Here is a 25,897-nt window from a genome sequence, read left to right as displayed (position 1 = left end):
AGATACAAAAAAGCCGAACATTACGTTCGGCTTTTTAATGTAACTGAGAAGAGGCTTACGCTTCTTCGTCTGCTACTACTGGACGGTCAACCAACTCGATGTAAGCCATAGGAGCTTTATCACCAGTACGGAAACCACATTTAATGATACGTGTGTAACCACCAGGGCGACCCTCGTAACGAGGACCCAATTCATTAAATAGTTTAGCTACAACCGCGTTATCACGCGTGCGAGCAAAAGCTAAACGACGGTTAGCAACGCTATCCGTTTTAGCTAGTGTAATTAAAGGTTCAACTACACGACGAAGTTCTTTTGCTTTAGGTAAAGTAGTCTTAATTACTTCATGTTCAACAATTGAGCTTGCCATATTGCGAAACATAGCCTGACGATGGCTGCTGTTTCGGTTAAGTTGACGTCCACTGTGACGATGACGCATGACTTAATCCTTATTATTCGTTATTCGAAAATTGGTTTATTAATCTTCGATTAGGCTTGCTGGCGGCCAATTTTCTAGGCGCATACCTAGAGATAGTCCACGTGATGCAAGAACATCTTTGATCTCAGTTAATGACTTCTTACCTAAATTAGGCGTTTTAAGAAGCTCAACTTCAGTACGTTGTACTAGATCACCGATGTAGTGAATCGTTTCTGCTTTCAAACAGTTAGCAGAACGAACAGTTAACTCTAAATCATCTACTGGGCGCAAAAGAATCGGATCAAACTCAGGTTTGTCATCTTCAACTACTGGCGTACTTGCTTCGCGTAAATCAACAAATGCGTCTAATTGCTCAGCTAAAATTGTAGCTGCGCGACGAATTGCTTCTTCCGGATCAAGCGTGCCATCCGTTTCCATATCGATAACGAGTTTGTCTAAATCGGTACGCTGTTCAACACGAGCTGATTCAACATTGTAAGCAATACGCTCAACAGGGCTGAAAGTCGCGTCTACTAGTAGACGACCAATTGGACGCTCATCTTCTTCAGTATGAATACGTGATGAAGCTGGAACATAACCGCGACCTGATTCTATTTTAATACGCATGCTGATTTCAGCATTGCCCGTTAAATGACAGATCACATGTTCTGGGTTGACTATCTCTACATCACCATCATGGATGATGTCGCCTGCAGTAACAGGACCAGCGCCAGATTTAGTTAAGCTAACTAGAACTTCGTTTTTACCTTCAAGCTTAACAGCTAGACCTTTAAGGTTAAGAAGAATCTCAAGGATATCTTCTTGTACGCCTTCCTTGGTGCTGTACTCATGTTGTACACCATCAATTTCTACTTCAGTTACCGCTGTGCCAGGCATAGACGATAATAAGATACGACGAAGTGCGTTACCTAGAGTGTGGCCGAAACCACGCTCAAGTGGCTCTAAAGTCACTTTAGCTCTAGTTGCGTTGACTTGTTCGATATCAACTAATCTTGGTTTTAGAAAATCAATTACAGAACCCTGCATTTGTGTCCTCTCTTAGCAGTTAACTTTACTTAGAGTAAAGTTCGATGATTAACTGTTCGTTAATCTCAGCAGATAAATCTGAACGTTCAGGTTGACGAACAAAAGCGCCTTCCATTTTCGTTGTATCAACAGAAACCCAACCAAGAGTTTCACGTTGACCAGCAATCTCAAGTGCAGCGCCAATACGTGCTTGCTTTTTAGCTTTTTCACGAATTGAAATAACATCGCCAGCTTTCACATTGAAAGATGGAATGTTAACAACTGTACCGTTAACCATTAGAGCTTTGTGGCTTACTAATTGACGTGATTCAGCGCGTGTAGCACCAAAACCCATACGGTAAACAACATTGTCTAAACGGCCTTCAAGAAGTTGAAGTAAGTTTTCACCAGTGTTGCCTTGCAGACGAGCTGCTTCTTTGTAGTAGTTACGGAATTGCTTTTCAAGTACACCGTACATACGACGAACTTTTTGCTTTTCACGTAGTTGTAAACCGTAGTCAGATAGACGAGGTTTACGCGCACCATGTACACCAGGTGCGTTATCGATTTTACACTTAGAATCGATCGCTCGAACGCCAGATTTAAGAAATAAATCAGTGCCTTCGCGACGGCTAAGCTTAAGCTTAGGACCTAAATATCTTGCCATTGTTCTTTCTCCAATTACCTTAGAAAGTTGCGATTAAACGCGACGTTTCTTTGGTGGACGACAACCATTATGTGGGATTGGTGTAACGTCAGTAATATTAGTCACACGGAAACCCGCCGCGTTTAGTGCGCGAATCGAAGATTCACGACCAGGTCCTGGTCCATTTACAAAAACTTCTACGTTTTTAAGACCGTACTCTTTAGCTGCTTCAGCAGCACGTTCAGCAGCAACCTGTGCAGCGAACGGAGTAGATTTACGAGAACCACGGAAACCAGAACCACCTGCAGTTGCCCAAGAAAGAGCATTACCTTGGCGATCTGTAATAGTTACGATTGTGTTGTTGAAAGACGCATGGATATGAGCCATACCATCAGCAACTTGCTTTTTAACGCGCTTGCGAGCACGAGTTGGAGTCTTAGCCATTATCTCTTACCCTTATTTCTTGATTGCTTTGCGCGGACCTTTACGAGTACGAGCATTCGTTTTAGAACGCTGTCCACGTACAGGCAAGCTGCGACGATGACGAAGTCCACGGTAACAGCCAAGGTCCATAAGACGCTTGATGTTCATAGAAACTTCACGACGTAAATCACCTTCAACGGTGAAATTAGCTACTTCAGTACGAATAGCTTCGATTTGTGATTCTTCCAGATCTTTAAGCTTCGTTGATTCAGCAAAACCAGTTGCAACACAGATTTTTTGTGCGCTTGTTTTACCAATACCAAAAATTGCAGTTAATGCAACAACGATATGCTTATGATCAGGAACGTTAATGCCAGCGATACGGGCCACTATGCACTCCTTAAAAGTTAACAGTTCATTTGCGAAAAGCCCGGTAGGATACTCTACAAATGATAAATTATCAAACAAAATAAGCTTAGGCAGTAAACACTACCTAAGCAATTGATCCAAAATCTGGATTAGCCTTGGCGTTGTTTATGCTTTGGCTCTACACAGATAACACGCACAACACCGTTGCGCTTGATAACTTTGCAGTTACGACAGATTTTTTTAACGGATGCACGAACTTTCATTGCAACACTCCGTAGTTAGTATAACTTTTCCAGATTAGGCTATTTGCCGTAATCTTTTAAGTTAGCTTTTTTCAAGACAGAGTCATATTGATTAGACATCAAATGAGTCTGTACCTGTGCCATAAAGTCCATGATAACAACAACGATAATTAATAACGACGTACCACCGAAGTAGAACTGCGTATTCATCGCGACCATCATAAACTCGGGAATCAAACAGATAAAGGTAATATATAACGCGCCAGCTAAAGTTAGGCGAGTCATCACTTTATCAATGTAACGTGACGTTTGTTCTCCGGGACGTATACCTGGAATAAAGGCACCGCTTTTCTTCAAATTATCAGCTGTCTCACGTGGATTAAACGTAAGTGCTGTATAAAAGAAGCAAAAGAAGATAATAGCAGCTGCATATAACATCATATGTAGCGGTTGCCCTGGCTGTAAAGCCAAAGAAACGTCGGATAACCAACCTAAACCTTCAGTCTGACCAAACCAAGCTGCGATTGTACCAGGAAATAAGATAACACTCGAGGCAAAGATTGCAGGGATAACACCAGCCATATTTAATTTCAATGGCAAGTGAGTGCTTTGCGCAGCAAAAACCTTACGGCCCTGTTGACGTTTTGCGTAGTTAACAACGATACGTCGTTGACCACGTTCAACAAAAACTACAAAAGCAGTTGTTGCAAAAACGATAACAGTTAATGCTAATAACACTAGAAGATGAATTTCACCTTGACGTGCTTGCTCAGCTGTTTGCCCAATTGCACTTGGCAATCCAGCAATAATACCTACAAAGATAATGATAGAAATACCATTACCAATACCGCGTTCAGTAATTTGCTCACCTAGCCACATTAGGAACATAGTTCCCGTTACTAAGCTTACAACTGCCGTGATATAAAATGCCATGCCTGGATTTTCAACCAGACCTGGCATCATCGTTGGCAAACCGGTCGCAATACCAATTGCTTGGAATGTACCTAAAACCAAAGTACCGTAACGTGTATATTGATTTATTTTACGACGACCTGACTCACCCTCTTTCTTTAGCTCAGCTAAAGGAGGATGAACAACAGTCATCAACTGGATAATAATAGAGGCCGAAATATACGGCATAATACCCAGTGCAAATATAGATGCACGTTCAAGCGCACCACCAGAGAACATGTTAAACATCTCTATGATGGTACCCTTCTGCTGGTTAAAGAGGTCAGCTAGGACAGCGGCGTCAATACCAGGGATCGGAACAAAAGAGCCCATACGGAACACTAATATAGCTCCTAAAACAAACAGAAGTCGTGTTTTAAGTTCGCTTAAATTATTGCCCTGAACTGCTTTAGGGTCTAACCCTGGTTTCTTAGCCATTCCTATTATTCCTCGATTTTTCCGCCTGCAGCTTCAATTGCAGCACGAGCACCCTTCGTTACACGAAGACCCTTTACTGTAACTGAACGAGAGATCTCACCAGATAGAACTACTTTTGCAAACTTAATAGTGTTTACAAGTAGACCTGCCTGCTTCAACGTTTCGATTGTTACAACTTCGCCATCTACTTTAGCAATTTCGTTCAAACGAACTTCACCGCTAACAAGAGATTTACGAGATGTAAAACCGAATTTTGGTAAACGTTGTTTAAGAGGCATTTGACCGCCTTCAAAACCTGGACGTACTGTACCACCTGAACGAGATTTCAAACCTTTATGACCGCGGCCACAAGTTTTACCATTCCCAGAGCCGATACCACGACCAACACGTTTAGCAGCGTGCTTAGCACCAGCTGCTGGAGATAGAGTATTTAATTTCATAATTACCCCTCAACCTTAACCATGTAAAATACTTTATTAACCATACCACGTACACATGGAGTATCTTCCAACTCTACTGTGTGACCGATGCGACGAAGGCCTAGACCTGTCATTGTTGCACGGTGCTTTGGTAAACGGCCAATTGCACTTTTGGTTTGAGTTACTTTAATTGTTTTAGTAGCCATGCTTAATTACCCCAGTAATTCATTAACACTTAGGCCACGCTTAGCTGCAATCTGTTCTGGAGAGTTCATGTTCTCTAGAGCATCAAGCGTAGCGCGAACTACGTTAATTGGGTTAGTTGAGCCGTAAGCTTTAGCAAGTACATTTTGTACGCCAACAACTTCTAATACGGCACGCATTGCACCACCTGCGATGATACCAGTACCTTCAGATGCTGGTTGCATGTACACTTTCGATCCAGAGTGACGACCCTTGATCGGATGCTGCAGAGTGTTACCTTTAAGTTGGATTTCGCTGATATTGCGACGTGCTTTTTCCATAGCTTTTTGAATAGCTGCTGGAACTTCACGTGCTTTACCGTAACCAAAACCAACACGGCCACTACCATCACCAACTACTGTCAGTGCTGTGAAGCTAAAGATACGACCACCTTTAACTACTTTTGAAACACGGTTCACTGCGATTAGCTTTTCGTTCAGATCACCGGCTTGAGATTCTACTTTAGACATAATCTTTACCCTTAGAACTGAAGACCAGCTTCACGAGCTGCTTCAGCTAATGCTGCTACACGACCGTGGTACTGGAAACCGCTACGGTCGAAAGAAATTTTAGTAATTCCTTTCTCTACCGCACGCTCTGCAACTAATTTACCAATTAGTTGAGCTGCTTCTTTGTTACCACCGTTGCTCACTTGAGCACGCACTTCTTTTTCTAAAGTAGAAGCACTTGCTACGACTAATGCGTCAGCTGTAATTACCTGCGCGTAAGTATGGCGAGGTGTACGGTTGATCACTAGACGAGTAGCACCAAGCTCTTGTAACTTCTTACGTGTGCGAGTAGCACGACGAAGACGAGATGATTTCTTATCCATGTTCTTACCTTACTTTTTCTTCGCTTCTTTACGACGCACGTTTTCATCAGCGTAACGAACACCCTTGCCTTTATAAGGCTCTGGTGGACGGAATGCACGAATCTCTGCAGCTACTTGGCCAACTTGTTGCTTGTCAGAACCTTCAATGATGATTTCTGTTTGGCTTGGCGCCGTAGCAGAAATACCTTGAGGTAATGAGTAAACGACAGGATGAGAGAAACCTAAAGTTAGGTTTACATCTTGACCTTTAACCTGTGTACGGTAACCAACACCTTGAAGAAGAAGAGTCTTCTTAAAGCCTTCAGTTACGCCTACAACCATGTTGTTTACGTTAGCACGTGCAGTACCTGCTTGTGCCCACGCGTTTTTAACGCCTTCAACTGGTGCGAATGAAACCACACCGTCTTCTAGCTTAACAACTACAGCATCATTAAGAGTGCGAACTAATTCGCCTTTGTTACCTTTAACAGTAACTTCTTGACCGTTTACTTTAACTTCTACGCCAGCAGGAACAGTAATCGGTGCCTTAGCTATACGAGACATAGACTACTCCTTATGATACGTAACAGATGATTTCACCACCGATAGACGCTTTACGCGCTGCACGGTCAGTCATTACACCTTGAGAAGTTGAAACAATCGCGATACCTAAACCAGCCATAACTTTTGGTAAGTCATTTGCACCTTTGTAGATACGTAGGCCTGGACGAGAAACTCGCTTTAGGGTGTCGATAACTTTTTTGCCTTCGAAGTACTTTAAAGTAACTTCTAATTCAGGCTTTGTGTCACCAGCAACAGAGAAATCTGCTATGTAACCTTCTGCTTTAAGCACAGCTGCGATTGCAACTTTTTGCTTAGAAGAAGGCATTTTTACAGATACTTTGCTTGCTGCTTGACCGTTACGAATACGCGTAAGCATATCCGAAATAGGATCTTGCATGCTCATAACTATTTACTCCGTGATTTAATTGATTACCAGCTGGCTTTCTTAAGGCCAGGGATTTCTCCGCGCATCATATGCTCACGAACCTTAATACGGCTCATGCCAAACTTACGAAGATAACCATGTGGACGACCTGTCACGTTACAACGGTTACGTTGACGTGCAGAGCTTGAATCACGAGGTAGCGATTGAAGCTGTAGTACTGCATTCCAACGATCTTCATCGCTAGAGTCAACACCACTAATAATTGCTTTTAAGTTAGCGCGTTTTTCAGCGAACTTAGCCACAAGCTTCTCACGTTTTACTTCACGCGCTTTCATTGATTGTTTAGCCATTATTTACACCTTACTTACGGAATGGGAAGTTAAACGCAGTCAGTAGAGCACGTCCTTCTTCGTCAGTCTTAGCTGATGTAGTGATTGTGATATCTAAACCACGAATCTTATCAACTTTATCGTAATCAATTTCAGGGAAAATGATTTGCTCACGAACACCCATAGAGTAGTTACCACGACCGTCAAATGCTTTAGCATTTAGGCCACGGAAATCACGTACACGTGGGATAGCGATTGTTACCAAACGCTCAAAAAATTCCCACATACGTGAACCACGTAGTGTTACTTTACAACCAATAGGGTAGCCTTCACGAATTTTGAAGCCTGCCACTGAGCGGCGTGCTTTAGTGATCATTGGCTTTTGACCTGAGATTGCAGCCATATCTGACGCTGCGTGCTCTAGGACTTTTTTATCAGCCAGTGCTTCACCAACACCCATGTTTAGGGTGATTTTCTCTATTCGAGGGACTTGCATAACAGACGTGTAGCCGAATTGCTTTTGCAAATCAGACACCACGTTGTCTTTATAGAAATTATGCAGTTTCGCCATCGTAAACTCCAGTTACTTCACAAGTTCATTATTAGATTTGAAAAAACGTACTTTTTTGCCGTCTTCAAGTCTAAATCCAACACGATCCGCTTTACCCGTTTCCGAGTTAAGGATCGCAACATTTGATACTTCGATTGGTGCTTCCTGTTCAATAATACCGCCAGTTACGCCCGCTTGTGGGTTTGGCTTTTGGTGTTTCTTAACAGTGTTTACACCTTCAATAATTAGTTTACCGTTAGCTAAAACTGTAGAGATTTTCCCAGTTTTACCTTTATCTTTACCGGCAATAACAATTACTTCATCGTCACGCTTTAATTTTGCTGCCATTTCGATTCCTTACAGTACTTCTGGCGCCAGTGAAACAATCTTCATGAAATTATCATTACGAAGTTCACGAGTTACAGGGCCAAAGATACGTGTACCGATTGGCTGGTTGTTTGCATTCAACATAACCGCAGCGTTGCGGTCAAAACGAATTACAGAACCATCGGGACGACGTACACCTTTTCTGGTACGCACAACCACAGCTGAATGAACATCACCTTTCTTCACTTTACCGCGAGGAATAGCTTCTTTTACAGAAACTTTGATAATGTCACCGATTGCTGCATAACGGCGATGCGAGCCACCAAGGACCTTAATACACATTACGCGTCGAGCGCCGGAATTATCGGCTACGTCAAGCACACTTTGCATCTGGATCATTACAGTGCTCCGCTATTTTCAATTAACTAAACTCTCTCGAGTTGCTTACCCATTTTCTTAGGGTGCGGTAATATACCACCAACTTTTAGAGAAAGATAGTCTAAAAAAACGGCACTCATAAAAGAGCGCCGTTTATACATATGTAACTATAGAAAATTTAATAAAAAATTAAATTAAGCTTTAGTTACGATTGATGCCAATGTCCAAGATTTATTCTTAGATAGAGGACGACATTCGCTAATTAGCACAACGTCACCTTCATTACATTGGTTTGTTTCATCATGTGCATGTAGCTTAGTAGTACGCTTCATGAATTTACCGTATAACGGGTGCTTCACTTTACGTTCAATAGCTACAACGATAGATTTTTCCATCTTTGCACTGATTACTTTACCTTGAAGAGTACGAGTATTAGATTGACTCATTACGCACCTGCCTTCTGATTTAATACTGTCTTAACACGGGCAATGTCACGACGCACTTGTTTAATTGAGTGCGGCTTTTCTAACTGACCAGTGTTTAACTGCATACGTAAGTTAAATTGCTCACGTAATAAGTTAAGAAGTTCAGCATTCAGCTCTTCAACACTTTTATCTTTAAGTTCGTTAGCTTTCATTACATCACCTTACGAGTTACAAAAGTTGTTGCTAGAGGTAGTTTAGCTGCTGCTAAAGCAAAAGCTTCGCGAGCTAAAGACTCTGGAACACCTGCCATTTCATAAAGAACTTTACCTGGCTGAGTTTGAGCAACGTAGTACTCAACATTACCTTTACCTTTACCTTGACGAACTTCTAACGGTTTGCCGGTAATCGGTTTATCAGGAAATACTCGGATCCAGATTTGACCTTGACGTTTCACGTGACGAGTCATTGCTCGACGTGCTGCTTCGATTTGGCGAGCAGTGATTCGGCCACGGCCGACTGCTTTAAGTCCAAATTCGCCAAAGCTAACTTCCGCGCCTTTCGAAAGACCACGGTTGCGGCCTTTGAACATTTTGCGGAATTTCATACGTTTTGGTTGCATCATTAGATATTACTCCTACTTGCGACCTTTGCGTTTTGGTTTAGACGGTGTAGGTTCTACTGCTAGTGGTAAACCACCTAGAACTTCACCTTTAAATATCCAAACTTTAACGCCGATGATACCGTAAACAGTTAACGCTTCAGATGTTGAGTAATCAATATCCGCACGAAGAGTATGTAGAGGTACACGACCTTCACGATACCATTCAGCACGAGCGATTTCTGCTCCACCTAAACGTCCACTAACTTGAACTTTAATGCCTTTAGCGCCAAGACGCATAGCATTTTGTACCGCACGCTTCATAGCACGACGGAACATTACACGACGCTCTAACTGAGAAGAGATTGAATCTGCTACTAGTTTTGCGTCAAGTTCAGGTTTACGAACTTCTGAGATATTGATTTGAGCTGGAACGCCGGCCATTTTAGCAATAGCAGTACGTAGCTTCTCAACATCTTCGCCTTTCTTACCAATTACAACACCAGGACGAGCTGTGTGAATAGTCACACGTACGCTTTTCGCTGGACGTTCAATAGTAATTTTAGACAAAGAAGCATTTTTCAATTTCTCTGTTAAAAATTTACGGATTTCGTGATCACTGAATAAGTTATCTGCAAAATCCTTTGTGCCTGCATACCAAGTAGAGCTAAATGCTTTAGTGATACCTAGGCGAATACCGTTAGGATGAACTTTCTGTCCCATTGTTTAACCCCTGTCTGATACCACTACTGTGATATGGCAAGAACGCTTCATGATGCGATCGGCACGGCCTTTCGCACGCGGCATGATGCGCTTCATTGTTGGACCTTCATCAACACAAATTTTTGTGATAACTAGCTCATCAACGTCAGCGCCTTCATTATGCTCAGCGTTTGCAATTGCAGAATCTACAACTTTTTTAATCAATACAGCTGCTTTCTTAGGGCTGTATGATAAAAGTTCTAGTGCTTTTTCTACTGATAGACCACGTACTTGATCTGCTACCAAACGCGCTTTCTGAGCTGAAGAACGAGCGAATAAATGTTTAGCTAAAGCTTCCATAAATACTCCTATTTCTTCGCTTTCTTATCCGCGACATGGCCACGGTAAGTACGAGTTGGTGCAAATTCACCCAGTTTCTGGCCGACCATTTCGTCGGTTACAAATACTGGCACGTGTTGACGCCCGTTATGGACAGCGATGGTTAGACCAATCATATCTGGAATGATCATTGAGCGACGAGACCAAGTCTTAATTGGTTTTTTCTCTCCGCTTTCCATCGCTTTCTCTACCTTCTTCAGCAAGTGTAGGTCAATGAATGGACCCTTCTTGAGAGAACGTGGCATGGCGATACCTCTGCTTATTTCTTATTACGACGACGAACAATGTACTGATCAGTACTCTTGTTCTTACGAGTTTTGTAGCCTTTAGTTGGCATACCCCAAGGAGAAACTGGGTGACGACCACCACTAGTTTTACCTTCACCACCACCATGTGGATGGTCAACTGGGTTCATTACAACACCACGAACGGTAGGACGAACACCACGCCAACGCGTAGCACCAGCTTTACCTAATTGGCGTAGCATATGTTCTGCATTACCAACTTCACCGATTGTTGCACGACACTCAGTAGAGATTTTACGCATTTCACCACTACGTAAACGTAGAGTTACATATGCGCCATCACGAGCTACGATTTGGCTGTATGCACCAGCTGAACGTGCAATTTGTGCACCTTTAGCAGGTTTCATTTCTACAGCGTGTACTGTTGTACCTACTGGGATGTTACGCAAAGGCAAAGTGTTACCCACTTTGATAGGCGAATCATCACCAGATTGGATTACATCACCAGCAGTTAGCCCTTTAGGAGCTAAGATATAGCGACGTTCACCATCAGCGTAAAGTACTAGTGCAATGTTTGCACTACGGTTTGGATCATATTCCAAACGTTCAACTTTTGCTGGGATGCCATCTTTAGTACGTTTAAAGTCGACTAAACGATAGTGTTGCTTGTGACCACCACCGATATGACGAACCGTAATACGACCGCCATTATTACGACCACCAGATTTAGATTTAGACTCTAAAAGTGGAGCGTATGGCTTACCTTTATGCAGTTCGTGATTAACCACTTTAACAACGTGGCGACGACCTGGCGAGGTAGGTTTACATTTTACAATAGCCATTAAATAATTCCTCTACTCAGCGCCAGCGAAATCGATGTCTGCACCTTCAGCCAGAGTAACGTATGCTTTTTTCCAGTCGCTACGGCGACCCATACGTTGACCTGTACGCTTGGTTTTACCCTTCACGTTTAGTGTGCGAACACCAGTCACTTCAACTTCAAATAGTTTCTGAACTGCTGCTTTAACTTCTGCTTTAGTTGCTGTACCAGCAACTTTGAATACCATAGTGTTATGGTTTTCAGCAGATAAAGTACCCTTTTCAGAGATGTGTGGGGCTAGGATCACTTGTAATAAGCGTGCTTCACTAATCATGCTAAGCTCTCCTCAATCTTTTTAACTGCAGCTGCAGTTACCACTACTTTATCAAAAGCAATAAGACTTACCGGATCAATACCTTGCACATCACGAACGTCTACTTTGTATAGGTTACGTGCTGCTAAGAATAGATTTTCATCTAATTCTTCAGTAATGATTAGAACGTCTTTCAGCTCCATTTCTTTTAACTTAGCTTTCAATTCCTGAGTTTTAGGAGCTGAAACACTAAAGTTCTCTACAACGATTAGACGATCCTGACGAACAAGTTCAGACAGAATGCTTCTCACTGCGCCACGGTACATTTTTTTGTTTACTTTTTGGCTGTGGTCCTGAGGACGCGCAGCAAAAGTAACACCACCACCAACCCAAATAGGGCTACGGATTGTACCAGCACGAGCTCGGCCCGTACCTTTCTGACGCCATGGCTTTTTACCGCCACCGCTTACATCAGAACGGTTTTTTTGAGCACGAGTTCCTTGACGAGCACCAGCTGCATACGCAACGACTACCTGATGTACTAGGGCCTCGTTGAATTCGCGTCCAAAGGTAGCGTCAGAAACTTCAAGTGCACTTTGTGCATCTTTCAATACCAATTCCATTACTAATTCCTTGGTTATGCTTTAACAGCAGGTTTAATGAACACGTCGCCGTTTTTCGCACCAGGTACTGCACCTTTAATAAGCAGTAAGTTGCGTTCAACGTCAATGCGAACAACATCAAGATTCTGAGTCGTTACACGCTCATCACCCATGTGGCCAGACATTTTTTTGCCTTTGAAAACACGACCCGGAGTTTGACACATACCAATCGAACCATTTGAACGATGTGATAGTGAGTTACCGTGAGTTGCGTCTTGCATAGAGAAGTTCCAACGCTTAATACCGCCTTGGAAACCTTTACCTTTAGACTGACCTGTTACATCTACTTTCGTAATATCATTGAAAAGCTCTACACTTAGCTCAGCGCCAACTACGATATCAGTACCTTCGTTCTCATCGAGACGAAATTCCCATAGACCACGACCCGCTTCAACGCCTGCTTTCGCAAAGTGTCCAGCTTCTGGCTTAGTTACACGGCTAGCTTTTTTTGCGCCAGCTGTTACTTGAATAGCTTGGTAGCCATCAGTTTCAAGTGTTTTAACTTGAGTAACTCGGTTTGGTGTACATTCAAGAACTGTAACTGGGATAGAAACACCGTCTTCAGTGAAGACACGAGTCATACCAATTTTACGACCTACTAGACCGATTGTCATTGCAATAACTCCTTTCTAACCCAGACTGATTTGAACATCAACGCCAGCAGCTAAATCTAGCTTCATTAGTGCGTCAACAGTCTTTTCAGTTGGTTCTACGATATCAATCAAGCGCTTGTGAGTGCGGATCTCATACTGGTCACGTGCATCTTTATTTACATGCGGTGATACTAGTATTGTGAAACGCTCTTTACGAGTTGGTAGTGGGATAGGACCACGTACCTGAGCACCTGTGCGCTTTGCAGTTTCAACGATTTCCGCCGTTGATTGATCGATCAGTTTATGATCAAAAGCTTTAAGGCGAATACGGATTCTTTGGTTCTGCATGGACCAAAACTCCAATAGTTAAAAATACGACATACAAATAAACACCTGACAACCCATCATAGATAGATCTCAAGTGCAAATTCAAACTTAGTTGCTTCCCAATCGGAAGCTTTTGATAACAAAACTCTACATAAGAGTTGGGTTATGGGCCTGTTGCCCGCCTGCTACATAAGCAAGTTGGTGCATCATACAGGAACCGTGATGCATAGCAAGCTTTTCTTGATAGTTTGTTTAAAAAGCAAACAGAAAGATCTTCTGTTAAACTCATCCTCTCAAAATGTAAATAGGATCAACCGTGAAGATCAATACCCATAGCAATCATCGCCAGTTAATAAGGCTCCAGGGCTCACTAGATTGGTGTTACCAACAATGTGAACAGTACATTGCAAACACTGCCCTACCCTACTTTTGGCTTGGTGATGCACCCGAGAAGATCTTCTCTACCTTATACAAGCAGATTTTAGGACAGGAAACCTCACTATTAATTATTAACGCACATCAACAGTTTGACCCTAACCTCTTCGCAGCTAGTGAAGGGACCTTACGTGGTGGCGGTACATTGATTTTAATCAGTCCCTCAGAGATCAGTAACAAAGATCACTTTTATACCTATATATATAAACAACTCATCAAAGCTGACTTTTTAACTATCAGCGAGGGTAGCAACACGCCTATTCCATTATTAACTAATAGCTGCGCCCCTCGTTTGCAACTTGATCAACAAAAGACTGCAATCGAGGCAATCACCAAAACAGTAACGGGGCATCGCCGTCGTCCATTAGTATTGACCGCCAACCGCGGTAGAGGAAAATCAGCCGCGTTAGGGATAGCAGCGAAACAACTCATTGAATCAGGTATTCAAAAAATCCTAGTGTGTGCACCAAGCAAAGCGGCAACCAATACTCTTTTTAAGCACGCAGGTATTTCAGTTCACATTGAGTTCATCGCGCCAGATCTATTATTAGATGAGAAACCAAGTTGTGACCTCTTGATGGTTGATGAAGCGGCAGCGCTTCCTGTACCACTATTAGAAGCGCTAACTATACATTACTCGCGCATTGTATTTGCAACAACACTACACGGTTATGAAGGTTCAGGACGCGGTTTTGCATTGCGTTTCCAAAAACGCCTTAAAGAGATAGCGCCACAGTCACGAGCCATGCATCTCGACCAACCTATTCGTTGGGACAGAAACGATCCCGTTGAACAATTTACTCTGCAAAACCTCTGTTTAACCGAGACTCAGACTGATAGTCCTGTCTACGACAAACTGCATGATACGAAATTTGAACTTATTACAACGCAGCAGCTTCTCGCAAACCACAGCTTACTTACAGAGATATTTTCATTGTTAGTGATTGCCCATTATCAAACTAAACCCTCTGATTTAGAAAAGCTGCTCAACGACGCAACCCTTTCCACGCTTGTATTAACTCAGCATAAACGCATATTAGCAGTGGCATTAGTCTGTGCAGAGGGAGAGATAGAACAACAGTTAGCAGAGCAGATTTACCAAGGTAAACGTCGTATTAATGGTCATCTAGTTGCACAATCCTTTACTTTTCATTGTGCGCAGCCACAAGCTGCAACACATAAATATGCACGTATTCAACGTATTGCTATTCACCCAGCAATTCAACAACAAGGGTTAGGTAAACATTTTATCGACAAACTAACCTATTGGGCAGGCTCACAACAGTTTGATCATCTTTGCGCCTCCTTTGGTGCAAGCGCAGAACTATTAAAATTTTGGCAAGCTAAACAATTCCAAACTTTACGTATTGGTAGCAGTAAAGATAAAAGCAGTGGCGTGCACTCTTTTATTGTTAACCTGCCTCTCTCTGATAAAGGCAAAGCTTTACACCTATTATTAAAACAACAATTCCACGATCAATTACTGGTGCAATTAAGCCGTCATCTACAACAGATTGATTCCGAATTGGTTTTTTCATTAATAAGTGAACTTAGCAAAACAAGCTATCAACATCCATTGCTCACAAGTTACTGCTCAGGCCACCTACTCTATGAGTTTGCCGAGTTTCACTTAATCAACCTTATTATAAATAGCGACCTCTCGTTACTAGCTAAAAGTCAGCAAAGGCTTACAATACAAAAAATCCTGCAAAACAGGAGCTGGGCTGAGGTTTGCCAAAATGGCGAATACACGGGTAAAAAACAAGCCCAACAAACATTAAGAATCAGCATCAAGCAACTATTAACATCAACTAATCAAATAGAAGAATAAAATGCGTTTAGATAAATATATATGTGAATCAACCCCATTAACACGTAGCCAAGCTAAAAAAGTAATTAGCCAAGGACGAGTAAAAAGTGGTGATAAAGTAGTGCGCAGTTGTGCCTATAAAGCCTCTGAAGATGAAGTTATCTATTTTGACGATAACCTTATCTCGGTGCGTGGTCTACGTTACATCATGATCAACAAACCACAAGACTACATCTGCTCTAACGTTGATGAACAGTTACCAAGTCTATTTAACTTGATTGATGTAGAGAAAAAAGAACAGTTATTCATAGCTGGCCGCTTAGATGCAGACACGACCGGTTTAGCATTAGTAACCGATGATGGAAAATGGTCACACAAAGTGACAAGCCCACGTAATAAATGTAAAAAACAATATCGTGTAGGCTTAGATGCGGCAATCACTGAAGAAGCGATTGCACAATTAAAAGAGGGTGTGCAGTTGAATAGCGAGCCACAACCTTGCTTACCAGCTGAAGTTGAAATCATTTCTGAAACCGAAGTTTTACTTACAATTAGCGAAGGTAAATACCATCAAGTTAAGCGTATGTTTGCTGCTGTCGGGAACCTAGTGATTGAGCTTCACCGTGAACAGATTGGTGATATTAAACTGGATGTGAGTTTAGAGACTGGTGAATGGCGTTATCTAACCGAAGCTGAAGTGAAAAGTATCGGTTAAAAACTCAAAAATATCCCTGATATGTAATTTAACAACTTTCAGGGATATAACAAACCTACCCACATAAAACATTAACCACATGCTTAATGTTAAACTTATTTAGACTCACACTTATCTGACATAACCTTTCACATTAATGTAATAACTAGCCCCTATACTTAAAGAAAATCGAGAGCGAGGGATAGCAATGAAAAAATCAACTTATCCATTATCAACTATATTGGCATCATTAATACTAGGCATGTCCATAATATTCTCTTCCACAGCCAACATAGACACTTGCCTTAAAGATACGATCACTATGTCTACTTGCGCGGCATATAATAGCCAATAAACTGTAAAGATAACTATTTAAAGCTGTGCTATAAATTTTTGCGCAAGTTCATTTAGTTGAATGGAAGAGATAATCTCTACATTATCAGCATCCACATTTTTACCGTTAACCATCAATACTGTTCTCGGGAAACCATGACCACCAAATAATTCAGTAAACACTTGGTGTTCAGCCGATAGGTAAATATTCTTCTCATCTTGTACTGCAATGGTATAACAAGGCGTTTTTTGCTTTGCTAATACTTCGCTAAATACGTTTAGGTTCTCAGCTTGGTCGGTACAATCTGAACACCAGTTTGCAGTAAGGTTGATGACACAGGTTTCGCCATTAGCGATAATAGTTTTTATCTGCGCTAGTGTTTTAATTTCAATCATTTTCTATTCTCATCGATTTATTGTTAGCGTCACAGTGACGCTATAAAAGGGTCTATTAATTGGAATGTTTCTATACTGCCCTCATCCCTTACGATAACATGGTGTTGTAACTGTAAATATTCAAGTGACTTACAAAGCGATGATGCCTTATCTACGACTTCCTTTGCAGATGAGGGTTCGACAACGGGATCATCTTCAGCTTGAATAACTAATAGTGGCACTTCAATTAATGCGAGCCGTTCACGACAACACTCTTGTAATTCAAGTAAACGCGCTAGTCCAGCCACATAAATTTTATCATAATTAGTATCAGGAAATTGCGCTTCATTTTCTATATAAGGTAAAGAGCCCGCTTCTACAGATAATCCTTTTAGGAGACGATTCCAGCGCTCTAGCATCGGTGATAATTTCGCAGATTTTTGACACAAGGTTAACGCGGGATTAATCGCAATAATAGCATTCACCTTTGGCAAGCCTAACGCCCCCTGTATCAAGGCTAATAATGCCCCTGCTGAAAATCCTGCTAATACAACTTTGGAATGATAATGTGAAAGTACTGCATAGCCACGTTTCACTGACTCCTGCCAACATTTTAAAGTGACTGTTTTTAATTCCGTAGCATGCGTGCCATGACCCGTTAAGCGCACAATATAAACGCCGTAACCTTGTTGGTTAAGGTGTTTTGCCAGTTGCAACAGTTCACCTGGTGAGGCAAGAAAACCGTGCACTAATACAATCCCTACTTTCTCTTTTTCACCAGCCATAAACACCGGCTTACCTACTTCACGGCTTTTACTTTCATTTTCTACATAGGAGCGCATTCTCTCATCTTCATAAAGAGCAACATCACGCTCAATGACCGCTTCTGCAACTTGAAGTGATAATTTTTCGGGTGAGGCTTTAGCAAGTTTTTTAATAATTTTCACTGCCCACTTCATCACCTCAAATTCGTTGGCTAATACACTAGTGGTATTATCAAGGCGCATTCGATGAAAAGGCTGTGGGACTTGAATACTTTCATGGTCTACTAATAACCTCCCACTCTCTAACACCACAACAGACTCATCAATAGCTAGCTTCATAATACTGTTATAAGGCCCATACTCCTCATCGGCAACCAAGTTAATAATGCCATCTCGAATACTGCGATGTACCCTGCGATGATTCTGTTTTTTAATTTTTAAGCAGGCGAGGTAGATAATTTTTTTGAAATCTACCTCGGTTACTCCCTGCGCGGGAATATAACGCAATGCAGTTGCAACGATATGATCCATGTTGATAGAAAGGCGTGTATAAACACGCCCCATAAACTTGTTTGTTAAACGATGGCGCATCAATTTCATCATCCAGTTCATTTTTGTTGCTGGTGAGATAAAAGGTTTGATGAGGGAAAACAGGCGTCGATAGGGTTTGCTAAAACTACGTACATCGATGGGATGGCCAAAGGAGATTGAGATATCACTCTCCTGCAACAAAATCTTCCCTTCAACCAATAATTCTTCCTCTAATTTTGGCGCCAAATCTTTAACCAATAACTGCACCCCTGTTGATAATAGGTTTTTGCCCGGTCGGAGTGGGTAATAGGTTATATTAACCGGCACGATACAAAGGTCTAATACAGCGAGATCACCAGGACCACGTAGCGCATAAGTATCTTGATAATAGTTAATCAACTGCTCATCATTATCAGCGATGGCACGCTTATACTGCTCTTTCATCAAAAAGGTTTTTAACGCTAATACTGAGGCACCTGTATGCGGCGCACTGATCTTATCTTCTAAATGAAGCTGCAACCGCCCGTCGTGCATCACTTTTTTATTCTTAATCATTGAGCCTTCAGGAAAAATAACCCAGTTATGGGAGCCTTTCATCAACTCAGAGATCATCTTTTCATCTCTTCCTGGCATATCAATAGGGTGGGCACCCACCGACTCTAAATACTGCCCAAACTTCCCCTTAAAGAGGCCGCTATCTGCAAGTGAGTGGGCCATCTGCCCATTATGTTTGTAGAGGATATGCAGCAGCAGTCCTGTTTCGAAACGAGTAAAATGATTTACAACAAATAGCGTAGGGTTAGCACGCAGTTTCTCCTCTCCTTCAACGGAAACCGCTGAACGACTAAGTTTTTTAATCGCACTAACAATAACGCCAGCAAAGCGAAAAGAACGACTTGCTTTCGATAACGTCTCCTCTTCAACCATAAAAACCTCCTATTTTTTATAAGTATAGGAGATTTAATTTTCTTGCTTGCTAGCCACTATTGATATGTTCAGTTTAAATTTTATCCACCTCACAGATTTGATCGAAGAGAACACAATGCCGCATAGGGATAAGATTAAAGATTTGCCAAACAGAAAGCTGTAGAATAGAGCGCTAAATATGAGCTTTAACCCCTGAAAAAGAGAGTGCTATGCCAATCACTAAACCCGCTGAATTTGACCTGTTTTCACAAACCTTTGAGAATGCCTTTAATAACGAACAGTTACAACGCGTGGTACTTTCGAAGTATAAGGGGACTGACGCTGAATTAAAGCGCATTACTATTCGCCCAGTATTATTAAAGGAACAGCCGCTGCTGTCATTTTTATACGAATACAAGACCAACCACATCACTAAAAATTTGACACTACCTGAAGCGATTGCATTTTTTAAAGCAGAAGTAGGTGAGCAGTTTTTCAATACACACCTATTAACTAACGATTGGGAAGTGCAATTAAGCGTGAGTAAAAAAGGCAAAATGCTCGTGAAGAAATACCCGAACAAAAATAAGCAGGCGGTAAAAAATGCCGAAGCAGGTTCACATGATCGCAGTAAAAATCGTTTTGTTGAACAGGATCGCCCTTATTTACGTGAATTGGGTGTCACCGATAATAAAAGCAATGTTATCCCTGCGATGTCACGCAAATGGAAGCAGATTAATAAGTTCATCGAAGTATTATCACGTGCTATTGATAACACTGGCCTAGCAAAAAGCAGTAAAGTACATATCGCTGATTTTGGCTCAGGTAAGGCATATCTAACATTTGCAGTGCACGATTATTTTGTTGATAAATTAAATGTTGAAACCGCAGTGACCGGGGTGGAGTTGCGTCAAAACCTCGTGGATTTATGCAATAACACCGCTCAGAAATTAGCATTACAGGGTATCAAGTTTGAGCAAGGTGATGTGCAACACTTTAAAGCACAGGGCATTAATATCATGATTGCATTACATGCCTGCGATATCGCGACGGATTATGCAATCCACATGGGTATTCGTACTGGTGCAGAAATCATCATGTGCTCCCCTTGTTGCCATAAACAAATTCGCCCACAAATGAAGAGCCCGACGACCCTAGCACCCTTGCTACAACATGGTATTCATATGGGGCAAGAAGCGGAGATGGTCACCGATGGTTTACGCGCACTATTATTAGAAGCACACGGTTACGATACACAGGTATTTGAATTTATTTCACTAGAACATACTAGTAAAAACAAGATGATACTAGCGCAGAAGCGTAAACAACCACGTGATAACAGTGCCCTTCTGGCGCAAATTGAAGCCATTAAAACCTTTTATGGTATTCAAGAGCACTGTTTAGAAACCCTTCTAAACGCATAATCTAAATGGGTAGAGAAGCGCATTGCGCTACTCCACCCAACTTTAGCGTAGCAAATAATGAAAACAAAAAGATAAATCATCTAAACAGCACACTTGTTCATCTGTCACATAATTGTCATCTCAACTCATTACTCTGCAAAAATTAACTACCTTAATTGATCAGAGAACAACATGAAAAAACGTCACCTACTTCTGCCTTTAGCCCTATTTAGCGCAACCTGTAGCGCTTTTGAATTCACTGAACCAAAACAAAACGATACGAGTAATTTAGTATGGACCGGCCATATTAGCCCAGATACCGATACCATGACATCAGCAATGATTGCTGCTCATATCTACGGTGGCACAGCAGTAGTACCTGGTCCTATCAATCCAGAGAGTACGTTTGTTATCAATTATTGTAATGCCACTGCACCACAAGTCTTAGCTGACTTTTCACAGAGACAGGTCGCGTTGTTAGATTTCAATCAAAAAACGCAATTGCACCCAACAATCAATGAGAGTGATATCGTCGCGATTATTGATCATCATGCCATTGGCGGGATGCCAGTAAATTTAAGTCAAGTAGCCAGCTTTGATATTCGTCCGTGGGGATCAACAGCAACCGTCCTTGCTGCTCGTGCAGAATCATTAAATATCGACCTACCGAAACAGATTGCTTGTACAACACTGGCAGGTATTTTATCGGATACCGTTATCTTTGATTCCCCAACAACAACGCAATATGATCGTGATTATGCTGAAAAATTAGCTAAACAAGCAGGTATTAGTGACCTCAATGACTTTGGTCAGCAGATGCTAATTGCTAAATCAGATTTAAGTGCGATTGATGCAGCTGAAATCTTAACAATGGATTATAAGGTATTTGAATATTCGGGTAAAAATGTAGGCATTGGTGTTGCTGAAACGTTAGTGGCCGAACAACTATTAACGCGTAAAGATGAATTTATCAAAGCGATGCAAGCGCATAAAAAAGAGCAACAGTTAGATCACTTGTTCTTCTCAGTGACCGACACTAAAAATCAGCAGGCTAACCTATTATGGATTGACGATAATGATTCACAAGTTATCAAGCTTGCTTTTAAACAGACAGACGCAGCAACGTGGTTAGCATTACCTGAGGTCACTTCACGTAAACGTCAGATTGGCCCTGCCATTCAAAGCGCAATAGCAGAACTTAACTAAACCTTTCTAAAAAAGAAGGTATTTAAAAAACACTGGCTATAACAATAGTCAGTGTTTTTTATCCATTCAGCGTCGCTCACAAGAACTACAACCTCGACAAGCACTGCGGCCGCCTTTAGGTAAAAGCGAACGCTGGATACGACAATAGGCATTTTTCAAGCAGCGTCGATAATCAAACCAATCTTCGGGTTGTCTGATAATCACATTACCTGCAAAGCGCTTTATCAGCTGATCACCATGAATATTGATAAATGGTGTTTCAAAATCCATTTCAAAAAACTGCATTAATGCTTCGGCAGACTGTATTTTATCTAATTGCTGCTTAATTGATGGTTTTCTATTTTTTAAGTGATTCATATAATAAAATAAACAGGTGCATGTTTTCTTAGCATACACCTCCAGTAAAAATAATTAGCACTTTTATTGACCATGATAATTAAAATGGAAAACTAAAAGCGCTTATTTAATACCTCTATTATATTTTGAATTTAGAAAGGTTCGCGATTAAGCCGCCGCCTAACTCACCTAAACGCTCGCTATCACTACGTGCACCTTGCGCATTATTACTCACTTCATTAGTGATATTGAAGATCTCTGTAACATTCTGGCTCACATCCGCAGCAACAGCATTTTGCTCTTCCGAAGCGGCTGCAATTTGCGCATTCATACCGGTAATTTCATCAATTGTGGTTTGGATATCATTAAGTGCAATACTCGCATTTTCTGACTCTTCAACCGTTTTTTGTAACGCCTGCTGGCTTCCATCCATTGAGTCATTCGCTTCCATTGATGCTTTTTGTAACTCATCAATAATCTTTTCAATTTCAGATGTTGATTCTTGAGTACGTTGCGCAAGGCTTCGAACTTCATCTGCTACGACTGCAAAACCACGCCCTTGTTCACCCGCTCGTGCGGCTTCAATTGCGGCATTTAACGCTAATAAGTTGGTTTGTTCAGCGATACTTTTTATTACATCCAACACAGAACCAATTGACTCGCTTTTATCACGCAGCTGAACAATTTTCTCAGCGGTTATCATCATATCGCTGCCTAACAGGTTGATCTGTTGCGCCGTTTCATTCACAACATCACGGCCTGTTTGCGCTAACTGACTACATACTTCAGTGCTTTTAGCGGTATGCCCTGCATTTTGAGCAATCTCATTGGTAGTCAATGTCATCTCATGTAAAGCGGTTGAGGCTTGTTCTGTTTCTTGCAACTGCTTTTGCGTGGCATCTACATTTTTTGACGCTGAGTCAATGATGCGAGTAGAGGTATCATTAACCTCATTGGCAGCACTAACCACTCCTTTCACAATACCATGTAGCTGCGTAATAAAATGGTTAAAATCCTCGGCTAGTTTGCCAATCTCATCATTGCTCTTAATCGTTAAACGACTAGTCAGATCTCCACCACCCGATGCGATCACCGCTAATGCATTACCAACCGTACGTAAAGGTTGAACCACTAACTTAGAAAGTGCGTACCAATTGGTTAACTGTAGGACGATAATTAAAATCACAGCGATAGCTAAAAATGCAATGCCTACTGCATTAAGCAGTGCCGCATTACTGTCAGCACGAAACATGATATTAAGCTTACCAATAGTTTTTCCACCCTCATCCACAATGGTCACCTCTTTCGGAATGACATCACTGTTTGCAGGTGCCTGCGCTTCTTCAATTTTTTCAGATAAAAGCAGATCACGATGGTCATAAGCAGATATTTTATGGATGCTCGTATTTAAAACAAAGGCACCTAAAATATTACTGATAAGCTCTTTATCGTAAACAAAGATTGGCTCTTGAAGTACAATTTCCAACGTCGTTTGGGTATCTGAAATTTCCTCTATAAGTCTTTCTTCAAGGTAATTTTTAGCTAACATATGGCTAACTGTAAAAACAATAACCATCACTAATAAAGAGACGCTGCTTAATAGCAACATCGATTTTTTTGTAATTGAATTCATACTTTTCTCTTTTTTACAGGCTATTGATATCTAGCCATAACTCAGGACGATTAACCGGGGTATCAGGATGCATATTAGGATTTTTTATCCTAATCACGTTACGCTGACTTAGGTTACTTTTCTGTAATGCTTCTTTAATCATGGGATTATTAAGAAACAGCCGATCAAAGCTGCCATCGGCAATCGCCGTTTCAAAACCTTGTGTCAACTTATCATGCAGATCGTGATCATTTTTATTGACGTAGAAATACATCGCAAAGGGATAAATTAACAGCGTTTTATCTTCAACTTTAAGATTGAGTTCAGGTCGAGCAGAAACCTCATTCCAAGGTTCATGTATTGCGCGAGGAAAATAGTCAAAACGCTCCCCCTCTAACATATGAAATAAGTTGGGGTATTTCAGAGCAGTTACAACCGGTAGATTCGCATCCTTTAACACTTTAGTGTCACCCCAAAGCGTGCCTTGCCCTGCGGATAATTTTTTAAGCTGTTCTAGCGTCGTAATATGATTAAATCGAGACTGATGCTCCTCTTTAATAATAAATATACGGTGCCCAAGTAATCCTTTAAAAAGAGGAATGCGGATCGGCAATAACTGTTCTTCTAAATGCGGGGATGCACCAGACCACAGTAAACTGACTTTTCCTGAGTGTATATCATCAATCAATCGCTGCTCAGGGAACTCTGCTGATAGTTGCCTAATATTTGCCTGAGGATCTGACTTGCTGAGTATTAAGGTTAATATTTCACTAACAAGGACGTTACCGCCAATTGCTTTGTTAATCACAACTTCACTGCTTTGAACCGGCATGGAGAGTGAAATACAGACAAAGAGGAGTAGATTGCCTATCCATTTGCATCTTTGCATCTTACTTTTATTCCTTTAACTATTTATAAAAGTGCAAGGTACTATTATCTCCTCCTTATTGGAAGGACTTATCACTAACGCATTAATAAATAAAGGCATTTTTATTATAAAGAATATTACTAAATAAGAGGGGAAGAATAACGATGAACACACCAAATATAAATCAAGACATTGATTTATAATGGATTTTTAAAATGTAGGAAATTTATCTTTTTGCAGTAACAAACTGCTATTTCAACAGAAATGAATGATTACCGAAGAGCAAAAAAAAACACCATCATTGGATAACCAACCATAGTGTCGTTGGTGGCAAGTTTATTTTACGGCTAATAATTCTGTTAATGCCTGTTTATACGCTTCTACCGATTGTGCACCAGACATCGCACTGGTCCGATTAAATACGACGGCAGGTACGGCTGAAATACCTAAACTTTGCCAATACTGCTCTTGCTTTACCACTTCATCGCGATACTGTGCATCTTGTAAATGTACTTTTGCTTGATCAACATCTAAACCAACCAGAGCCACTTCATTCAACAAAGTTTCTCTATTTGAAACATCTTTCTTATCCGTAAAAGCGGCCGTAAATAGACGTAGCTTTAATTCAGTTTGTAAACCAAACTGATGTGCGTACTCCAATAAGATGTGTGCATCACGCGTATTAACAATTGTCATTCCTTCAAAGAAATTAAAAGTGAATCCGGCTTCTGCACCGCGTTGCGTAATATTAATGCGTGCAGCGCTACTCTCTTGTAATGAAGAACCATACTTTTCAGCAACATGTTCACGTAGATCTTGCCCTTCTACAGGCATGCCGGGGTTTAATTCAAAAGGTTGCCATTGCAGATCAATATTATCACCGACACCAAGCTCATCGATCGCTTTTTGCAGGTTTTTATAACCAATAACGCACCAAGGACAAACCACATCTGAAACAATATCTAACTTAATTTTATTACTCATCATTACCTCTATATCAGCTGCTGCAGCGTACTTTTTTAAA

Annotated in this window: 38 protein-coding genes; 4 read left to right on the top strand and 34 right to left on the bottom strand. The window is 41.2% G+C overall.

The genetic code is table 11. The annotated features are described in order from the left end of the window. Positions 1 to 55: 55 nt before the first annotated feature. From rplQ to rpsJ, 28 genes are all read right to left on the bottom strand, one after another. The gene (gene rplQ, locus QQK09_RS08310; RefSeq protein ID WP_284203076.1) at positions 56 to 436 is read right to left on the bottom strand and encodes a 50S ribosomal protein L17; all 381 of its coding nucleotides are present in this window, start codon (positions 434 to 436) and stop codon (positions 56 to 58) included. A gap of 39 nt (positions 437 to 475) precedes the next feature. Further along, a complete protein-coding gene (locus QQK09_RS08305) occupies positions 476 to 1,462 on the bottom strand; it encodes a DNA-directed RNA polymerase subunit alpha (protein WP_101109192.1) in 987 nt (328 codons plus the stop codon). Positions 1,463 to 1,487: 25 nt separating this feature from the next. After that, on the bottom strand, positions 1,488 to 2,108 hold the full coding sequence (gene rpsD / locus QQK09_RS08300) for a 30S ribosomal protein S4 (protein WP_284203659.1): 621 nt from the start codon (positions 2,106 to 2,108) through the stop codon (positions 1,488 to 1,490). Between the two features lie 33 nt (positions 2,109 to 2,141). Then, positions 2,142 to 2,531 carry a 30S ribosomal protein S11 gene (gene rpsK / locus QQK09_RS08295; protein WP_019613697.1) on the bottom strand — a complete coding sequence of 130 codons (390 nt, stop codon included), beginning with the start codon at positions 2,529 to 2,531 and terminating at the stop codon, positions 2,142 to 2,144. Between the two features lie 12 nt (positions 2,532 to 2,543). Further along, positions 2,544 to 2,900, bottom strand: a complete 357-nt coding sequence (gene rpsM / locus QQK09_RS08290) for a 30S ribosomal protein S13 (protein ID WP_284203079.1) — start codon at positions 2,898 to 2,900, stop codon at positions 2,544 to 2,546. A 128-nt stretch (positions 2,901 to 3,028) separates the two neighbouring features. Then, positions 3,029 to 3,142 (bottom strand): 50S ribosomal protein L36, encoded by a 114-nt coding sequence (gene rpmJ / locus QQK09_RS08285; protein WP_005417265.1) that lies wholly within the window; start codon positions 3,140 to 3,142, stop codon positions 3,029 to 3,031. Between the two features lie 39 nt (positions 3,143 to 3,181). After that, on the bottom strand, positions 3,182 to 4,510 hold the full coding sequence (secY, locus tag QQK09_RS08280; RefSeq protein WP_284203658.1) for a preprotein translocase subunit SecY: 1,329 nt from the start codon (positions 4,508 to 4,510) through the stop codon (positions 3,182 to 3,184). A gap of 5 nt (positions 4,511 to 4,515) precedes the next feature. Further along, on the bottom strand, positions 4,516 to 4,950 hold the full coding sequence (rplO, locus tag QQK09_RS08275) for a 50S ribosomal protein L15 (protein ID WP_284203657.1): 435 nt from the start codon (positions 4,948 to 4,950) through the stop codon (positions 4,516 to 4,518). Positions 4,951 to 4,952: 2 nt separating this feature from the next. Continuing rightward, positions 4,953 to 5,135: a 50S ribosomal protein L30 gene (gene rpmD, locus QQK09_RS08270; protein ID WP_284203656.1), complete on the bottom strand. Its 183-nt coding sequence runs from the start codon at positions 5,133 to 5,135 to the stop codon at positions 4,953 to 4,955. 6 nt (positions 5,136 to 5,141) lie between these two features. Beyond that, positions 5,142 to 5,642 carry a 30S ribosomal protein S5 gene (rpsE, locus tag QQK09_RS08265; protein ID WP_101080502.1) on the bottom strand — a complete coding sequence of 167 codons (501 nt, stop codon included), beginning with the start codon at positions 5,640 to 5,642 and terminating at the stop codon, positions 5,142 to 5,144. An 11-nt stretch (positions 5,643 to 5,653) separates the two neighbouring features. Next, on the bottom strand, positions 5,654 to 6,004 hold the full coding sequence (rplR, locus tag QQK09_RS08260) for a 50S ribosomal protein L18 (protein WP_101109185.1): 351 nt from the start codon (positions 6,002 to 6,004) through the stop codon (positions 5,654 to 5,656). A 9-nt stretch (positions 6,005 to 6,013) separates the two neighbouring features. After that, positions 6,014 to 6,547, bottom strand: coding sequence for a 50S ribosomal protein L6 (gene rplF / locus QQK09_RS08255; RefSeq protein WP_284203655.1), 534 nt, complete (start codon positions 6,545 to 6,547; stop codon positions 6,014 to 6,016). Between the two features lie 10 nt (positions 6,548 to 6,557). Beyond that, positions 6,558 to 6,950 (bottom strand): 30S ribosomal protein S8, encoded by a 393-nt coding sequence (gene rpsH / locus QQK09_RS08250; RefSeq protein WP_284203654.1) that lies wholly within the window; start codon positions 6,948 to 6,950, stop codon positions 6,558 to 6,560. Positions 6,951 to 6,976: 26 nt separating this feature from the next. Continuing rightward, positions 6,977 to 7,282, bottom strand: a complete 306-nt coding sequence (gene rpsN, locus QQK09_RS08245; protein WP_284203653.1) for a 30S ribosomal protein S14 — start codon at positions 7,280 to 7,282, stop codon at positions 6,977 to 6,979. A gap of 10 nt (positions 7,283 to 7,292) precedes the next feature. Beyond that, positions 7,293 to 7,832, bottom strand: a complete 540-nt coding sequence (rplE, locus tag QQK09_RS08240; protein WP_284203652.1) for a 50S ribosomal protein L5 — start codon at positions 7,830 to 7,832, stop codon at positions 7,293 to 7,295. 12 nt (positions 7,833 to 7,844) lie between these two features. Further along, complete coding sequence (rplX, locus tag QQK09_RS08235; protein WP_284203651.1) at positions 7,845 to 8,159, bottom strand: 50S ribosomal protein L24; 315 nt, start codon at positions 8,157 to 8,159, stop codon at positions 7,845 to 7,847. 9 nt (positions 8,160 to 8,168) lie between these two features. Next, positions 8,169 to 8,537, bottom strand: coding sequence for a 50S ribosomal protein L14 (rplN, locus tag QQK09_RS08230; RefSeq protein ID WP_284203650.1), 369 nt, complete (start codon positions 8,535 to 8,537; stop codon positions 8,169 to 8,171). A 173-nt stretch (positions 8,538 to 8,710) separates the two neighbouring features. After that, a complete protein-coding gene (rpsQ, locus tag QQK09_RS08225; protein WP_284203649.1) occupies positions 8,711 to 8,962 on the bottom strand; it encodes a 30S ribosomal protein S17 in 252 nt (83 codons plus the stop codon). Further along, positions 8,962 to 9,153 (bottom strand): 50S ribosomal protein L29, encoded by a 192-nt coding sequence (rpmC, locus tag QQK09_RS08220; RefSeq protein ID WP_101109177.1) that lies wholly within the window; start codon positions 9,151 to 9,153, stop codon positions 8,962 to 8,964. The genes rpsQ and rpmC overlap by 1 nt, the downstream gene beginning before the upstream one ends. Beyond that, positions 9,153 to 9,563: a 50S ribosomal protein L16 gene (gene rplP, locus QQK09_RS08215; RefSeq protein ID WP_284203648.1), complete on the bottom strand. Its 411-nt coding sequence runs from the start codon at positions 9,561 to 9,563 to the stop codon at positions 9,153 to 9,155. Before rplP ends, rpmC begins: the two co-directional genes overlap by 1 nt. Before the next feature lie 12 nt (positions 9,564 to 9,575). Then, entirely contained in the window at positions 9,576 to 10,262 is a 687-nt protein-coding gene (rpsC, locus tag QQK09_RS08210) for a 30S ribosomal protein S3 (RefSeq protein ID WP_284203647.1), read from the bottom strand. Between the two features lie 3 nt (positions 10,263 to 10,265). After that, positions 10,266 to 10,601, bottom strand: a complete 336-nt coding sequence (gene rplV, locus QQK09_RS08205) for a 50S ribosomal protein L22 (protein WP_284203646.1) — start codon at positions 10,599 to 10,601, stop codon at positions 10,266 to 10,268. Positions 10,602 to 10,609: 8 nt separating this feature from the next. Further along, on the bottom strand, positions 10,610 to 10,885 hold the full coding sequence (rpsS, locus tag QQK09_RS08200; RefSeq protein WP_101080515.1) for a 30S ribosomal protein S19: 276 nt from the start codon (positions 10,883 to 10,885) through the stop codon (positions 10,610 to 10,612). Positions 10,886 to 10,899: 14 nt separating this feature from the next. Beyond that, positions 10,900 to 11,727: a 50S ribosomal protein L2 gene (gene rplB, locus QQK09_RS08195; RefSeq protein ID WP_284203645.1), complete on the bottom strand. Its 828-nt coding sequence runs from the start codon at positions 11,725 to 11,727 to the stop codon at positions 10,900 to 10,902. 12 nt (positions 11,728 to 11,739) lie between these two features. Continuing rightward, complete coding sequence (rplW, locus tag QQK09_RS08190; protein WP_284203644.1) at positions 11,740 to 12,039, bottom strand: 50S ribosomal protein L23; 300 nt, start codon at positions 12,037 to 12,039, stop codon at positions 11,740 to 11,742. Continuing rightward, the gene (rplD, locus tag QQK09_RS08185) at positions 12,036 to 12,641 is read right to left on the bottom strand and encodes a 50S ribosomal protein L4 (protein ID WP_284203643.1); all 606 of its coding nucleotides are present in this window, start codon (positions 12,639 to 12,641) and stop codon (positions 12,036 to 12,038) included. Before rplD ends, rplW begins: the two co-directional genes overlap by 4 nt. 14 nt (positions 12,642 to 12,655) lie before the next feature. Next, a complete protein-coding gene (rplC, locus tag QQK09_RS08180) occupies positions 12,656 to 13,294 on the bottom strand; it encodes a 50S ribosomal protein L3 (protein ID WP_284203642.1) in 639 nt (212 codons plus the stop codon). A gap of 15 nt (positions 13,295 to 13,309) precedes the next feature. Beyond that, on the bottom strand, positions 13,310 to 13,621 hold the full coding sequence (gene rpsJ, locus QQK09_RS08175; RefSeq protein WP_011771756.1) for a 30S ribosomal protein S10: 312 nt from the start codon (positions 13,619 to 13,621) through the stop codon (positions 13,310 to 13,312). Positions 13,622 to 13,916: 295 nt separating this feature from the next. Between rpsJ and QQK09_RS08170 the strand changes: the two genes are divergently transcribed. After that, complete coding sequence (locus tag QQK09_RS08170; protein ID WP_284203641.1) at positions 13,917 to 15,866, top strand: tRNA(Met) cytidine acetyltransferase TmcA; 1,950 nt, start codon at positions 13,917 to 13,919, stop codon at positions 15,864 to 15,866. Between the two features lies 1 nt (position 15,867). Next, positions 15,868 to 16,560, top strand: a complete 693-nt coding sequence (locus tag QQK09_RS08165) for a pseudouridine synthase (RefSeq protein ID WP_284203640.1) — start codon at positions 15,868 to 15,870, stop codon at positions 16,558 to 16,560. Between the two features lie 351 nt (positions 16,561 to 16,911). Here the strand turns inward: QQK09_RS08165 and QQK09_RS08160 are convergent, their stop codons facing one another. Together QQK09_RS08160 and QQK09_RS08155 are read right to left on the bottom strand one after the other, a co-directional pair. Further along, positions 16,912 to 17,268, bottom strand: coding sequence for a periplasmic thioredoxin of cytochrome c-type biogenesis (locus QQK09_RS08160; protein WP_284203639.1), 357 nt, complete (start codon positions 17,266 to 17,268; stop codon positions 16,912 to 16,914). A gap of 29 nt (positions 17,269 to 17,297) precedes the next feature. Further along, the gene (locus tag QQK09_RS08155) at positions 17,298 to 19,469 is read right to left on the bottom strand and encodes an alpha/beta fold hydrolase (RefSeq protein WP_284203638.1); all 2,172 of its coding nucleotides are present in this window, start codon (positions 19,467 to 19,469) and stop codon (positions 17,298 to 17,300) included. Positions 19,470 to 19,678: 209 nt separating this feature from the next. Between QQK09_RS08155 and QQK09_RS08150 the strand changes: the two genes are divergently transcribed. Then, the gene (locus tag QQK09_RS08150; RefSeq protein WP_284203637.1) at positions 19,679 to 20,872 is read left to right on the top strand and encodes a class I SAM-dependent methyltransferase; all 1,194 of its coding nucleotides are present in this window, start codon (positions 19,679 to 19,681) and stop codon (positions 20,870 to 20,872) included. Positions 20,873 to 21,043: 171 nt separating this feature from the next. Further along, positions 21,044 to 22,057 carry a manganese-dependent inorganic pyrophosphatase gene (locus QQK09_RS08145; RefSeq protein ID WP_284203636.1) on the top strand — a complete coding sequence of 338 codons (1,014 nt, stop codon included), beginning with the start codon at positions 21,044 to 21,046 and terminating at the stop codon, positions 22,055 to 22,057. Positions 22,058 to 22,123: 66 nt separating this feature from the next. Here QQK09_RS08145 and nifW read toward each other — a convergent pair whose 3' ends face one another. The 4 genes from nifW to QQK09_RS08125 form a co-directional block, all read right to left on the bottom strand. After that, positions 22,124 to 22,414, bottom strand: coding sequence for a nitrogenase-stabilizing/protective NifW family protein (nifW, locus tag QQK09_RS08140; RefSeq protein ID WP_284203635.1), 291 nt, complete (start codon positions 22,412 to 22,414; stop codon positions 22,124 to 22,126). 118 nt (positions 22,415 to 22,532) lie between these two features. Further along, the gene (locus QQK09_RS08135; RefSeq protein WP_284203634.1) at positions 22,533 to 24,026 is read right to left on the bottom strand and encodes a methyl-accepting chemotaxis protein; all 1,494 of its coding nucleotides are present in this window, start codon (positions 24,024 to 24,026) and stop codon (positions 22,533 to 22,535) included. A 13-nt stretch (positions 24,027 to 24,039) separates the two neighbouring features. After that, the gene (locus QQK09_RS08130) at positions 24,040 to 24,894 is read right to left on the bottom strand and encodes a type 2 periplasmic-binding domain-containing protein (RefSeq protein WP_284203633.1); all 855 of its coding nucleotides are present in this window, start codon (positions 24,892 to 24,894) and stop codon (positions 24,040 to 24,042) included. Positions 24,895 to 25,209: 315 nt separating this feature from the next. Further along, on the bottom strand, positions 25,210 to 25,857 hold the full coding sequence (locus QQK09_RS08125; protein ID WP_284203632.1) for a DsbA family oxidoreductase: 648 nt from the start codon (positions 25,855 to 25,857) through the stop codon (positions 25,210 to 25,212). Between the last annotated feature and the right edge of the window lie 40 nt (positions 25,858 to 25,897).

This window comes from Psychromonas marina, assembly GCF_030161115.1.
Taxonomy (GTDB): Bacteria; Pseudomonadota; Gammaproteobacteria; order Enterobacterales; family Psychromonadaceae; genus Psychromonas; species Psychromonas marina.
The sequence above is the reverse complement of the archived record's forward strand: the minus strand, read 5'-3'. Positions and strand labels throughout refer to the sequence as shown.